Source organism: Bifidobacterium choloepi (assembly GCF_010667615.1).
GTDB lineage: Bacteria > Actinomycetota > Actinomycetes > Actinomycetales > Bifidobacteriaceae > Bifidobacterium > Bifidobacterium choloepi.
This window is the reverse complement of record NZ_VYSG01000005.1, coordinates 1-14,355: the sequence shown is the minus strand read 5'-3', so window position 1 is coordinate 14,355 and position 14,355 is coordinate 1. Positions and strand designations below refer to the sequence as shown.

Genomic DNA, 14,355 nt, shown 5'->3' with positions numbered 1-14,355 from the left:
GCTCGGCTCCGCCTCGCCGATCCCCTTCCAGGGGATTTCTTTCTATTTATATGTCGTAGCGCCAGCTGCGGTCGGTGAGAACGCGGGCCATGACCAGTCCGATCGGCAGGCAGATGATGATCATGAACGCGCGGAACGCCCAGTCCATCGACGCGTTCGTGTTGAGCTGGCCGAGGTTGAACATCGCCTGGTACATATACAGGCCGGGCACCATGATGACAATCGACGGGACCGTCAGGCAGATGCGCGGGTAGCCCAGGTGCGGCGGCAGCATGCCGCGGCGGACGGCGGATCGCCATGCGGACGCGAGCAGGCCGGCGAGCAGCGCGCCGATGAACGCGCCGGCTTCCGGCGCCAGGCCCCAGTCGATCATCTCGAGGCGCAGCGTGTCGGTGATCAGGCCGATGACGGCCGCGACCAGGCACATGCGCTGCGGCGAATTGAACAGCACCGAGAAGCCCCAGACGCCGATGAACGCGAACAGCGCGCGCAGTCCGCAGTTCACCCACGGGTTCAGGCCCAGCGGCTCGAAGCCCTGCGGGTTGAGCCGTACCACCGCCGCGACCATCCAGCCGGCGAGCGTCGCCATGATGATGACGGTCAGCACGTACGCGACGCGCTGGATGCCGGACGGGAAGTCGACCTTCGCCATGTCCATGCCGCCGGTGATCAGCGGGAAACCGGGGATGACGAACAGGATGGCACCGATGTAGGCCGTATCGTGCTGCAATGCGATCGGATTGAACAGGCCGATGAGCCGCAGCGTGCCGACGCAGCACAGCGCGGCGACGGCAACGGCGACGAACGTCACGAAGAACTGGTTGATCCGCTTGCCGAGCATGATGCGGCGCAGCCACTGGCCAATGCCGGCGCCGACGAACGCGCCGACCATGTCGATCGGGCCGCCGCCGAGCAGGAAGACGAAGGCCGCGCACGCGCAGGCCGCCGCGAAGCCGGAGAACGCCGGCGAATACAGCGGCGCGCGATGCTCGATGAGGTCGAGCCGGCGGTGCGCCTGACGGACCGTGACGCCGCGCTCGCGGTCGACGGCCATCGAATCGTCCATTTCGGCGCGGATCTTGCGCAGCATGCGCTCGCGGCGGTCGGCGCGCCGCTTGAGCCGACGCTTCGGCGCCTCGCGCGCGGCGGCGGCCGAACCGGCGACGGAACGGTCGGCGGAAGCGGAAGCGGCCGCCGGGCCGGATGCGGTCTCGGAGGCGGCCGTGGCGGAAGAATCGTTCGCCGTCTTGCCAACCTGTGCCGCCGCCTGCGCCGACTCGTCGGAGGCAAGCTTCATCTTCGCCTGCATCGACGCGACGCGGGCGTCGACGCTGCCGGCCTCGACGCCGATCGCGTCGGCGGCGTCCTCGTCGCCGGCGGCGGCCGCCTCGGCGAGCTCGGCCTCGGCGTTCTTCTGCGCCGTGCTCGCCGCGTCGAGCCAGACGGCGGTGCCGAGCTTCGCCTTCGCCTCCTCGTCCTTCTTGTCCTCCTCGCGCAGCTGCGACGAGATGTCGGCGGACACCTGCGAGGCGTCGCGGACGTCGAGGTTGTTCATGAGTTCGGTGGAGACTTCGGAGCGCGAGTGGTACGTCGCGCCGGTGCCGAGGTTGACGCTGAACCAGTCGGCGAAATGCTCGAGCAGCCAGATGCGCTCGGTATTGACGCCGGTCGTCGGCAGGTTGACGACTTCGGTGATGCGATTCTTCCCGTCGGTGCAGGTCGCCTGGATATCGGTCAGGTTGACGTCGGCACGAACGTGCACGCCGAGCGGATACGCGATCCGGTGCATCATCTCGCGCACGCGGAAGCTGCCGGTGCCGGCGCCCAGGTCGAGCATGCCGACCCTGACGATGACGCTCGCCTTCGCCGCGATGCCGGCCTCGGTGATCGGCTTGTCCCAGTCCTGCTCGATGTCTTCCATGTCGAGCGGGATAGCGTGGGTATGGAACTTGCGCACGGCCGACGCGTTCTTCTGGCTCTCGGCCCGCTTCTTCAGCGACCGCGTCGCCTTCCGGACCGGATTGCGGTCGGGATATTCAACAGACTCTTCCTCTATGCTCACACTGTCATTTCTACCCCGCCGCTGGGAGTTTGGGACATCCCGAAAGACCGGCGAAGGTCACTATGTGACCACAAATGGCGGCAAATCAGGCTTCTGTCAGTTACGGGGGAATACAATGGGCCGTGCAACTGAACCGAAACCGAACAAGGGCTGTGGGCTCGCAACGCCCGGTCTCACACAACTCCGGAGGAGCCGGAGAAGACCGGATGACCGAGCAACCCGACGTTTGGAGAAGGAGGTCATGAGTGACTGATCAAGAGCAAGCTGCCCTCGATGCCAACGTTCGCGACAATGCGAACGCCGGCGCCGGCGAGCAGATCAATCCGGCCGACCAGACGATCATCTCGTCCGGACACGGCCACAAGGGGCCCGAGGAGCAGGCGCTTCCCGAGTCATTGCAGGCCAACATGGACCTGTGCCTGAGCATCCTGCGCGACGTGCTGCGCGAATACGACGAGGACCTGCTCAAGTCGTTCGACACCGTTCGCGGCTACGCCGTCGACGCTTCGGCCGAACGATTCTCCGGCATCCTGGCCGACACGCATCCGGAACGCAACGACCTCGAGATGGCCGTCAAGACGATCGACGCGATGAACCTGCACGACGCCCAGCTGCTGGCGCGCGCGTTCGCGACCTATTTCCACCTGGCGAACCTGTGCGAGGAGAACTACCGCGTCTCCGTGCTGCACGAGCGCGAGGCGGAGGTCTCCGAGGATTCCGCCATCGATCCGGTCAACGAGATGACGAAGGCCTACCACCAGCTCATCGCCGAGTGCGGCCCAGCCAAGGCCAAGGAGCTGCTCGAGCAGCTCGAGTTCCACCCGGTCTTCACGGCCCATCCGACCGAGGCCCGCCGCAAGGCCGTCGAGGGCAAGATCCGCCGCATCTCGCAGCTGCTGAGCGCCCACAACATGCTCGGCGGCTCCGACAAGAAGGAGAACGACCGCCGGCTGTACAACGAGATCGACGCGCTGTTCCGCACGTCGCCGATCGCGCTGAAGAAGCCGACGCCGGTCGAGGAAGCCGACACGATTCTCGACATCTTCGACAACACGCTGTTCAAGACGATTCCGCAGGTCTACCGCCGCTTCGACGACTGGGTCCTCGGCGACAAGGCCGGCCTCGTCGAGCCGGTGTGCCCGGCGTTCTTCAAGCCGGGTAGCTGGATCGGCTCCGACCGCGACGGCAACCCGAACGTCACCGCGAAGGTGAGCCGCCAGGTCGCCCGCAAGTTCTCCGACCACGTCATCGCCGCGCTCGAGGAAGCCACCCGCAACGTCGGTCGCAACATGACGATGGAATCCGAGACGACGCCGGCGAGCGACGAGCTCAAGGCGCTGTGGAACCACCAGAAGGAGATCTCCGAGCGACTGACCGGCAAGGCGTCGCTGATCTCGACGAAGGAACTGCACCGCGCCGTGCTGCTCGTCATGGCCGACCGCCTGCACTACACGATCAAGCGCGACACCGATCTCATGTACCACTCGTGCGAGGACTTCCTCGCCGACCTGCACACCGTCCAGCGCTCGCTGGCGGCAGCCGGTGCGAATCGTGCCGCCTACGGCCCGCTGCAGGACCTCATCTGGCAGACCGAGACGTTCGGCTTCCACATGGTCGAGATGGAGTTCCGCCAGCACTCGGTGGTGCACAGCCGCGCCCTCGACGACATCCGCGAGCACGGCCTGCACGGCGAACGCGGCCCGCTGCAGCCGATGACGCACGAGGTGCTGGACACGTTCCGCGCGCTCGGCGCCATCCAGAAGCGCAACGGCCAGAAGGCCGCGCGCCGCTACATCATCTCGTTCACGAAGGACGCCCGCAACATCCGCGACGTCTACGAGCTCAACCGCCTCGCGTTCGCGAATCCGGAAGACTGCCCGGTCATCGACGTCATCCCGCTGTTCGAGCAGCTCGAGGACCTCGAGAACTCGGTCAACGTGCTCGACGAGATGCTCAAGATCCCGGAGGTGCAGGCGCGCCTCAAGGCAACCGGCCGCAAGATGGAAGTCATGCTCGGCTACTCCGACTCCGCGAAGGACGCCGGCCCGACGACCGCGACGCTGGCCCTGCACACGGCGCAGCAGCGCATTGCGCAGTGGGCCGAGGACAACGACATCGACCTGACGCTGTTCCATGGCCGCGGCGGCGCCGTCGGCCGCGGCGGCGGCCCGGCCAACCGAGCGGTGCTCGCGCAGCCGGCCGGCTCCGTCAAGTGCCGCTTCAAGCTCACCGAGCAGGGCGAAGTCATCTTCGCGCGCTACGGCAACCCGGTGCTGGCCATCCGCCACGTCGAGTCCGTCGCAGCGGCCACGCTGCTGCAGTCGGCGCCGAGCGTGGAGCAGATGAACACGAAGATGACCGAGAAGTACGCCGATCTCGCCGCCTCGCTCAACGAGACGTCGCACGAGAAGTACCTCGACCTGCTCCACACGCCGGACTTCACGCCGTGGTTCTCGACCGTCACGCCGCTGACCGAGGTCGGCCTGCTGCCGATCGGCTCGCGCCCGGCCAAGCGAGGCCTCGGCGCCAAGTCGCTCGACGACCTGCGCACGATCCCGTGGATCTTCTCCTGGGCACAGGCCCGCATCAACCTGGCCGCCTGGTACGGCCTGGGCTCGGCCTGCGAGAAGTTCGGCGACCTCGAAACGCTGCGCGAGGCCTATGAGGAATGGCCGCTGTTCTCGACGTTCATCGACAACATCGAGATGTCGCTGGCCAAGACCGACGAGCGCATCGCGAAGATGTACCTCGCCCTCGGCGACCGTGACGACCTGCGCGACAAGGTGCTCGACGAGATGGAACTCACCCGCCGCTGGATCCTCAAGATCGTCGGCGACGAATGGCCGCTGCAGCACCGCCACGTGCTCGGCCAGGCCATCCGCGTGCGTTCCCCGTACGTCGACGCGCTGTCCGTCACCCAGGTGCTCGCCCTGCGGTCCCTCCGCAAGAAGGTCGACAAGGAGGAACTCTCCGAAAGCCAGCAGGCCGGGTTCATCTACCTGATCCTCTGCACCGTTTCCGGCGTCGCCGCCGGCCTCCAGAACACGGGCTGATCGGTAGTCGGGCGTTCCTTCCGGGCCGGCGCGTCCCGGAATGCCTGACATACCTTCTCTGATGTCACAAACCCGGGCTGCAAAGCCCGGGTTCGTGACATCTCAGGGGGTTCTGTAGGTTCCTGTGCCATGCCTACTTGCGCAGGAATACTTCCATCTGCGTGGCGCCGCGGTTGGCGTGGGCGTAGTACGGCACGAGTCGCAGCGTCGTTGCCGTCTCGCCACCGGCCGTGCCATCGCCGGTCGGATCCCCGTCGGCGGCGTACAGCGGCGCGTCGGGCCCGTCTTCCGGCTCGCGAATGGCCGGCAGGTCGATGACGAAGACGCCGCCGAGCAGGTCGGGCCGCTCCTGGATCAGCACGTTGCACGGGCCGTCCTGCGGCGCGAGCCGGTAGTTCCACAGGTCGCCGGGGTTGTCGACCTGCTCGGCACAGTAGACGAGCGGTCCGCGCATGACGGCGATCTTGCCGGCGTCGGCCGCGACATGCGAGTTCGCGCGGATCTTCCTGACCGACATGTCGAGATCGAGCGTCAGCTTGAGCTCCGAGCCCCGCCGCACCGTGAAGTAGACGAAGCCATGTTCCGGCCGGGCGTTCACGTGGCTGCGGTCGACCGTGAACGAGAAGTTGCGGCTCGACCACGACGGCACGCGGACGCCGAGCCTCACCTGCCCCAGCGGCGAGTCGGCCGGCAGCGCCGCCTGAAACTCGATGTGGCCGCTCCACGGGAAATTCGACGTCTGTCGCACCGTCAGCCCGGAGTCGAACCGCGCCTCGTTCGCGACGAACTGGTGGGCGAGCACCGTCGCGCCGCCGTCGAGTTCCGCATAGAGATAGCGGTCGACGGACGCGATCATCCGGGCGATGTTCGCCGGACAGCACGCGCAGCCGAACCAGTCGACGCGCTCGGCGAGCACATGGTGCCGGTCGGGATTGTCGGTTCCTTCCGGCGTAATCTCGAGCGCGTTGACGTAGTAGTACTGCCGCCCGTCGAGCGAGATGCCGGCGAGCGCCCCGTTGAACAGCTCGCGCTCGATGACGTCGGCGTACTGGCCGTCCGGCTCGGCGGCGAGCAGCTCGCGCCCCGCCATCGCCATCGCCACCGACGCGCAGGTTTCGCCGTACATCGTCGCGTTCGGCAGGTCATAGTCATAGGTGAACGATTCGCCCACATGCGTCGAGCCCACGGCTCCGGTCACGTACATCCGTTTCGCGACGATGTTCGTCCACAGCCGCTTCGCCGCCTCGAGCAGCCCGTCGTCGCCGGTCAGGGCGGCGACCGACGCCATGCCGGTCAGCAGGTAGCCGACGCGCACGGCGTGGCCATCGGCCGTCGCGTGCTCGCGCACCGGCTCCGCGGCCTGCAGGTACGACGGCGGGAACCGGTCGAGTCCCTCGAAGATGCCGTCGCCGCCGGTCGCCTCGAATTCGCGGCGATAGAAGTCCGGATCGGTGCCGCGCACGTCGAGCAGATAGGACGCGAGGTCGAGGTAGCGGCGCTCGCCGGTGGCGCGGTACAGTCTCGCGAGCGCGAGCTCGATTTCCGGATGACCATCGGCGCCGTGAATCTTGCCGTCCTCCGGGCCGAAGTGCCGGTCGAGGCAGTCGGCCATCTTGCAGGCGATGTCGAGCGCCTGCCTGTTGCCGGTGACGTCGTGGTAGGCGGCAGCGGCCTCGATGAAGTGGCCCATGACATACATCTCGTGGCTCTGGCCGAGTAGCGAGAATCGTTCGCGGCGTGCCCATTCGCCGGAGCCGATCTGGTAGGGCGTGTCCAGATAGCCGTCGTCGTCCTGGGCGCGGGCGATCAGCGCGACGACGTCGTCGCACAGCTGCCGCAGCTCGTCGTCGGGATGGTAGGCGAGCACGTAGGCCGCCTCCTCGAGCCACTTGTAGACGTCGGAATCCTGGAAGACCATGCCGTGGAACTCGCCGTCGCTCTCCCCCGCGGCGATCCGCAGGTTCTCGACGGCGTGGCTGCGGCTCTCGGTGCTCTGGTTGCCGGCCGGATCGTCCGGCACGGCGACGTCGATCTCGTCGTCGATGACCTGCCACTGGTACGGCACGACGTCCTCGGCGACCTGTCGCCGGCGCTCGGCCCAGAACGGCGACGTAACGGTAACGTGCATGATGACGCTCCTTGCTTATGAAGACGGCCATCGCCTGGGCGACGGCCGTCATGTTCGGTTGGTTGCAATGGTTGGGAAGGGTCAGGACTTGACCGAGCCGGCGGTGAGTCCTCCGACCCAGTAGCGCTGCAGGAACAGGAACGCGAGGACCATCGGGATGATCGAGATGAACGATCCGCTCGTCACGAGGTTCCACACCTGCTCGGAGGCGGCGCCGGCCTGCGACTGGGATTGCCACTGCGTGAGGCCGACGGTGATCGGGAACAGCTTGCTGTTCGTCAACACGACCTGCGGCAGGAAGAAGTTGTTCCATGCGCCGACGGTCGACAGCAGGTAGACGGTCGTGATGGCTGGCGTCATGATCGGCAGCGAAACCTTGAAGAACGTGCGCAGCTCGCCGGCGCCGTCGACGCGGGCGGCCTCGATCATTTCGTCCGGCAACGATTCCTGGCAGTAGATGCGCATCAGGTAGACGCCCATCGGGTTGAGCAGCGTCGGCAGCAGGACGGCCCACATCGTGTTGACCATGCCGACCTTGCTCATCAGCAGGAAGATCGGGATGACGAGCGCGGTCGACGGGATCATCAGTGCGCCGAGCACGAGGTTGAAGAACGCCTTCTTGCCGCGGAACTGGAACTTCGCGAAGCCGTAGCCGGCGCACACCGAGATGACGGTGGAGGCCAGGCCACCGAGCAATGCGTAGATGAAGGAGTTGAGGATCCAGCGCCAGTAGATGCCGTTCTGGTACGTGCACAGCTGCTTGATGTTGTCCCACAGCGCGAACTTGTTCGCGAACCACAGGGCGCCGTGCTCGCCGAAGAACAGGCCGCTGTTCGTCTTCGTCGCGGCGACGATCAGCCACCAGACCGGCAGCAGGAAGTAGAGCATGGCGACGATCAGCACGACGATCGTGAAGACGTGCTTGTTGCCGCGGATCTTGTTGGTCTTCGCCTTCTCGGCGCCGCGGTTGCGGCGGCGTTCGGTGTTGCGGCCGGCGGATTGCGAGGCGTTAAATGTTGCCGTAGACATGGGTCAGTCCTCCAATCCAGACTGCTTCTTCGTGAAGTGCATGAAGATGACGCTGAAGATGACGACGATGAAACCGAGCGCGAACGAGATCGTGGCGGCGTAATTAGGCTGGTTGTAGCTGAAGGCGAGCGCCTGCGCGTACATGTTCGGCGTGTATTGCGAGTCGATGACGGTCGGCGCCTGATTGCGCAGGACGGTCGGTTCGGTATAGAACTGCAGCGTGCCGATCAGCGAGAAGATCGTGACCATGACGATCGAGCTCGAGCACATCGGCACCTTGATGCTCGTCGCGATGCGCAGTTCCGAGGCTCCGTCGATGCGGGCCGATTCGTACAGCTCGCTCGGAACCGACTGGAGCGCGGAATACAGGATGACCATGTAGTAGCCGGTCCATTGCCACGTGACGACATTGACGAGGGCGCCGAAGATGCCGTTCGTCGACAGGAAGTCGGGCGCCTGCAGTCCAAACAGCTCGAAGATCGACGTGAACGGACCCATGTTTTTCGAATACATGAAGCCCCACATCAGGGCGCCGATGACGCCCGGGATGGCGTACGGCAGGAAGATGACCAGGCGCGAGACCGATGCGAACTTGTTCTTGAACGCATCGAGCAGCAGCGCGAAGATCAATGCGAGGCCAAGCTGGATCGGCACCATGACAATGGTGTAGAGCACCACCCTGCCGAGGCCGCTGAGGAAGAGCGTATCGGTGAAGGCCCTGGCATAGTTGGCCAGGCCGGTGAATTTCGTGCCGAACACGTTCGACGTGTACAGCGACATGATGAATGCGTAGACGAGCGGAATGACGAGGAACAGCAGGAAGACGATGCCGAACGGGATGGTGAACACCCATCCCCACAGGTTGCCGCGACGGGCGGCCATGCTTGTTCCCCCGACCTGCGCGTTGTTCTTCTTGAACTTTGCCATGGGAAACCTCCGGAAAGGAAAGCGGGAACCGGCAGCGGTCCGGCCTGACAGAGGCCGGACCGGTTGGTTGACACGATGTCAGGAAGCCGGTGCCGGTTCCGGTTTCCGTTGCCGGGAGAGCGGGCTACTCGACGGTGTAGCCCTGCTGCTTGGCGTAGTTGTTGAGGGTGTCGTCGAGGGCGGATAGCGCCGTGCTGACATCGGTGTTGTCCTGGAAGATGCTCTTGAGCGTCTTGTCCTGCTCGTCATAGGCGTAGGTCTGGAACGGCAGGAACGAGTAGCCCTTGTAGCCTTCGGCAACCGGAATCGTGATCTCGTTGGCTTCCTGGTCGCCGAGGAACGCGATCTTTTCGGTCTTGAAGTAGTCGGAGTCGAGCATGCTGGTCCAGGCCGGGAACAGGCCGCCGGTCGTCACGCCGATCTTCTGGGCGGAGTCGGACGAGAACAGTTCGCGGGCGACGGTGTAGGCGGCCTCGGTGTCCTTGGCCTGGTCGGTGACGGCCCATGCCGAGCCGCCCTGGTTGACGTCCGGCGTGGAGGAATCCCAGACCGGGGCCTTGTAGATGCGGAAGCCGGAGTCGGCGTCGCCGTCGTCGGAGTCTGCGGCCAGGTAGCCGGTCTGCCAGGACGCTTGCACCCAGGTCGCGTACTTGCCGCCGAGGATGTTCGTCGTCCAGTCGGTCGTGTTGGCGTCGGTCGTGTCGACAAGTCCCTCGTCGACGAGTTCCTTCCAGTACTTGAGGACCTTCTGGGCGCCGTCGGAGTTGTAGTTGACCTTGACCTTCGTCGGGTCGGACGCCGAGTAGGTGTAGACGTCGTCGCCGGTCTGGGCGAAGAACGCGAGCAGCATGGCCGTGCTGTTGAGCGGGAAGTCGGTCAGGTAGCCGTCGTAACCGGCCGCCTTGAGTTCCTTGCCGGCTTCGGCGAACTCGTCCCACGTCGTCGGCACGTCGACGCCGTACTGCTTGAAGATGTCCTCGCGCACATACATGACGAACGGGCCGAGGTCGACCGGCACGCCGTAGACCTTGTCGTCGGTGCCGAGCTGGACGCTCTTCCACGAGCCGGCCGTGTAGTCATCCTTGTAGTCGTTGAAGCCGAACTGGGACAGGTCGACGAGATGCTGCTCGTTGCCGGTCATGAACTGCGGCATCGCCTCGTATTCGAGCTGGATGACGTCGGGCGCGCCGGTGCCGGCCTTGATGGCGTTCTGGAACTTCGTGTACTCGCCGCCGCCCTGGCCGCCGTTGTTCCAGCAGACCTGCAGGTCGTCGTGGTTCTCGTTGAAGTCGTCGACGACGTCCTGGATGCCCGGGTACCAGGCCCAGACGGTGACCTTCTCGACGCCGGTCTTCTTGATCGTGTTCGTGCAGGACGCGTTGTCGTTCGCTGTCTTGTCGGTGTTGACGCTGGCGGAGCTTCCGCTGCTCGAGCTGCTCCCTCCGCATGCGGCGATCGATACCGCCATCACGCCGGCCGCCACCGCGGCCAGCAGCTTCGTTGCCTTGTTCATGAGTGGTCCTCCTTTGGATTCCTCATTGGTGTTGTTGTGGATTGGTTGATGATGGAAAGAAAGAGTTGGAAATGACGCCCCTGTTCAGCGTTCGATGCGGATGGCTGTCCAGCTGACCGGCGGCAGCGCTACACGGACGGTCTCGCCGTCGAGACGGGCCGAATCGTTCAACTTCGCCGTGACATGTTCCTGATCGTCGCGAGTGTTCTTCGCCCACGGATCGTCGTCGTGGACAGTCGTCGCGGTGACTGACGACGCGGCGGTGCCGGCCGGCAGCTCGACGTCGAAGTCGGCCGCTTCTTCCAGTGAACGATTGACGACGAAGACGTTGACCGAGCCGTCGGCGCCGCGAACGGCGACCGAGTTGACGAGCGGCACTTCGCCGTAGCGCGGCGTCTCCATCGTGCCGCCGTCGAGCTTCGGCTCGAGAACGGTGCCGCCCTTCGCCAGCTTCGCGGTGATCGAGAACGGATAGAACGTTGTCTGGCGCCACGCCGGTCCGTCCTCCTCGGTCATGATCGGCGCGATGACGTTGACGAGCTGGGCCAGGCAGGCGGAATGGACGACGTCGGCGTTCTTCAGCAGCGTGATCAGCAGGTCGCCGACGACGACGGCGTCGGCCGCCGAGTAGATGTCCTCGAGCAGGTGCGGGGCGACCGGCCAGTTGCCGATGCCTTCCGGGTTCTTGCTCGGTTCCTCGTTCATGTACCAGACGTTCCATTCGTCGAACGAAATGAACACGTCGTGGTCGCTCTTGAGCCGCGCCTTCGTCGACTTGATGAACGACGCGACCTCGTGGATGAAGCGGTCCATGTCGACGCCGGACGCGAGGAAGCTGGCCATGTCGCGCTTGCCATCGGCGTCGAAACGCGGCCAGTAGTACGAGTGGCAGGAGACGAAGTCGACGTTCTCGTAGGTCTTCTCGAGGACCGTCTGTTCCCAGCTGCCGAACGTCGCCATCTCGTGGGATGCCGAACCGCAGACGACAAGCTCGAGGTCCGGATCGATCATTCGCATGCCGAGCGCCACCGAGTTCGCGAGCGTGCCGTAGTCTGCCGCCGTCTTGTGGCCAATCTGCCAGTCGCCGTCCATCTCGTTGCCGAGGCACCACATGCGGATGTCGAACGGTTCGTCGGCGCCGTTGGCACGGCGCTCCTCGCTACGCGCGGTGCCACCGGGAACGTTGGCGTATTCGAGCAGGTCGAGCGCCTCCGGCAGTCCGCGCGTGCCGAGGTTGACGGCCTCCATCAGCTCGTTGTCGCCGGTCTTCTTGAGCCACTTCGCCATCTCGTGCAGGCCGAACTGGTTCGTCTCGGTCGAGTGCCACGCGAGGTCGAGGCGGCGTGGCCGGTCTTCCTTCGGGCCGACACCATCTTCCCACTGGTAGCCGGAGACGAAGTTGCCGCCCGGATAGCGTACCGTCGTCACGCCGAGTTCCCTGACGAGATCGACCACGTCCTGACGGAAGCCGTCCTCGTCGGCCGTCGGATGGCCCGGTTCATAGATGCCGGTGTAGACGCAGCGGCCGAGGTGCTCGACGAACGAGCCGAAGAGACGGTCGTTCACCGGTGCGATCTCGAATGCGTCGTCGACGACGAGCGTCGCGGCTTGGTTGGTGGGTTCTACCATCGAAGGTCCTCCGTTTCCTGCGATAGTGCGGTGGTCATTGGTTTTGGTTCCGGACGATTCCCGCGGCGGATGTCCTAGACCGTCTCGTCGACGACGAGCTTGCCGTCCGGAGGCAGCACGTCGCAGGTCGCCGGCGTCCATCGGGTGTCCTGCAGCGGCGTGCCGAAGTCCGGCATGCCGTTTTCCGTCCATCGGATGCGGCCGACGCGGGCGTGGCGGTTCGGGTCGAACAGCGGGTCGCCGAGTATCTCGACGTAGTTGCGGCAGTGGTAGACGAGCAGGTCGTTGCCATCGGCGTCGACGGTGAACGAGTTGTGGCCCGGACCGAACTGACGAACCGATTCATCGGACACGAAAATCGGTTCCGGCAGCTTGGTCCAGACGCCGCTGTCGAGCAGGTCGGTCGGTCGGTCGTCGTCGGCAAGCGGCGCCGTCAGCATGCCCATCGCGTATTCGGGCCCGGTGCCGGACGCCGAGAACGTGACGAAGACGGTGCCGTCATGCACGAGGATGGCCGGTCCCTCCTCGACCGTGAAGCGGACGCGTTCCCAGTCGTATTCGGGCGACGAGAGCCTGGTCGCCGGACCGTCAAGCGTCCACGGATTGGCCATGCGGGCGATGTAGAGGTTCGAGTTGCCCTCGATCGCGAGGTCCTGCTGCGCCCAGACGAGGTACTGGCGCCCGTCGGTGGAGACGAATGTCGTCGCGTCGAGCGCGAACGTTTCCATGCCGGTGTCGACCTGGCCGCGTTCGGTCCAGGTGCCGGCGATCGGATCTTCGTCATCGCAGGTCAGGCAGAAGACGCGGTGCTGGAACGTGTGACCGTCCGGCGAGAGTTCCATCGTCGGAGCGGCCGCAAAGTAGATGACCCAGCGTCCGTTGATGCGGTGAATTTCCGGCGCCCAGATCAACCGGCTCATCGGACCGGTCTCGTGGTGGCGCCAGATCGTGTGTTCCTCGGCCGACTGCAGGTCGGCGAGCCGGTCGGCGCGGCGCAGCACGATACGGTCGTAGGCCGGGTAGGAGCCCGTGAACAGGTAGCCACTGTCGGTGCGCAGCACGAATGGATCCGCACGTTGCAGGACGATTGGGTTGGGCAGGAGCATCGTCGTCTTCTCTCATCCGGTGTCGCGACGATCATTGTCGCGGCGTTCGGTGGAACCGTGCGGGGTGGTGTCCGTAATCTTCTGTGACAGGGACTGTGCACGGTTCCAGTTCCCATGATACGGCGATTCAGCAGTGTCGCCGACCAGCAGCACATCCGACGAATCCAATCAAGAATGCAACATGTGCACGTTCACATTTTTCGCCAGATTTCAATGGTTTTCGGATGGATTTTCGCTCGAAAAATACTGGAAAATAGCCGTTTTGTTCGAGTTGATAAAACGTTTGACTGTCCGAAAAACACATGAAAAATTCGCTGACAGAGAACATGCTCGGGCGTGTCGCCAACAAGCGGAACAAGTACCCTCCAGCGTCCGGAATCGGCGTTCGCATCACGCCGACAATACCGGAAACTCTGCCATATTGCAGGCAAAACCTGTAAACGGTTTCAGTCATGGAACGGAATAGTGAGTAGTTTGTCACTTCACATGAAACATAAAGTCATGCGAGACATCACGTCTTTGATTCACATGAAACATGGATTCGTCATGCCGCAACACGAAAACGCAGATTCATCGGGTGGTCTGCCGCACGACGAGTTCACACGGCAACGTGATGCCGAGCGGCTGGCTGCCGTTGATCAGCTGCATGAGCTGATCAACGAGATGGCGCGCAATGCCGTCGAACGGCTGGCGAATCGTCGTCAGCGGAGGATCGGCCATCGACGCGATCGTCGAATCGTCAAAGCCGACGACCTGAATGTCATCCGGGACCTTGAGACCGTGTGCGCGGATTGTTGCAGTCAAGCCGCGCACCCGGGCTCAAGGGGCCGGCGGGGAGTCCGGTCGGCGGCGTTGGCGCGTCGCCGATCGGGTCGATGGCCGCGCCTCCGCGGCCGCCGATTCGCCAG

Annotated in this window: 9 protein-coding genes; 1 reads left to right on the top strand and 8 read right to left on the bottom strand. The window is 64.7% G+C overall.

The window, feature by feature from the left end; translation table 11 throughout:
* Positions 1 to 46 precede the first annotated feature (46 nt).
* Positions 47 to 1,921 carry a threonine/serine exporter family protein gene (locus F6S87_RS08190; protein ID WP_163228202.1) on the bottom strand — a complete coding sequence of 625 codons (1,875 nt, stop codon included), beginning with the start codon at positions 1,919 to 1,921 and terminating at the stop codon, positions 47 to 49.
* Positions 1,922 to 2,379: 458 nt separating this feature from the next.
* On the opposite strand from F6S87_RS08190, the gene F6S87_RS08185 reads away from it, so the two are divergent.
* On the top strand, positions 2,380 to 5,115 hold the full coding sequence (locus F6S87_RS08185; RefSeq protein WP_331270784.1) for a phosphoenolpyruvate carboxylase: 2,736 nt from the start codon (positions 2,380 to 2,382) through the stop codon (positions 5,113 to 5,115).
* Between the two features lie 133 nt (positions 5,116 to 5,248).
* Here F6S87_RS08185 and F6S87_RS08180 read toward each other — a convergent pair whose 3' ends face one another.
* The 7 genes from F6S87_RS08180 to F6S87_RS08150 form a co-directional block, all read right to left on the bottom strand.
* Positions 5,249 to 7,243 (bottom strand): glycoside hydrolase family 127 protein, encoded by a 1,995-nt coding sequence (locus tag F6S87_RS08180; protein WP_163228178.1) that lies wholly within the window; start codon positions 7,241 to 7,243, stop codon positions 5,249 to 5,251.
* 81 nt (positions 7,244 to 7,324) lie between these two features.
* On the bottom strand, positions 7,325 to 8,272 hold the full coding sequence (locus F6S87_RS08175) for a carbohydrate ABC transporter permease (protein ID WP_163228177.1): 948 nt from the start codon (positions 8,270 to 8,272) through the stop codon (positions 7,325 to 7,327).
* 3 nt (positions 8,273 to 8,275) lie between these two features.
* Positions 8,276 to 9,199 (bottom strand): carbohydrate ABC transporter permease, encoded by a 924-nt coding sequence (locus tag F6S87_RS08170; protein ID WP_163228176.1) that lies wholly within the window; start codon positions 9,197 to 9,199, stop codon positions 8,276 to 8,278.
* Positions 9,200 to 9,323: 124 nt separating this feature from the next.
* Entirely contained in the window at positions 9,324 to 10,712 is a 1,389-nt protein-coding gene (locus F6S87_RS08165) for an ABC transporter substrate-binding protein (protein WP_163228175.1), read from the bottom strand.
* Positions 10,713 to 10,796: 84 nt separating this feature from the next.
* Positions 10,797 to 12,341, bottom strand: coding sequence for an arabinosylfuranosidase ArfA (gene arfA, locus F6S87_RS08160; RefSeq protein WP_163228174.1), 1,545 nt, complete (start codon positions 12,339 to 12,341; stop codon positions 10,797 to 10,799).
* 74 nt (positions 12,342 to 12,415) lie between these two features.
* Positions 12,416 to 13,447, bottom strand: a complete 1,032-nt coding sequence (locus tag F6S87_RS08155; RefSeq protein ID WP_163228173.1) for a glycoside hydrolase family 43 protein — start codon at positions 13,445 to 13,447, stop codon at positions 12,416 to 12,418.
* 570 nt (positions 13,448 to 14,017) lie between these two features.
* Positions 14,018 to 14,251 (bottom strand): substrate-binding domain-containing protein, encoded by a 234-nt coding sequence (locus F6S87_RS08150; protein ID WP_196779178.1) that lies wholly within the window; start codon positions 14,249 to 14,251, stop codon positions 14,018 to 14,020.
* Positions 14,252 to 14,355: the final 104 nt, after the last annotated feature.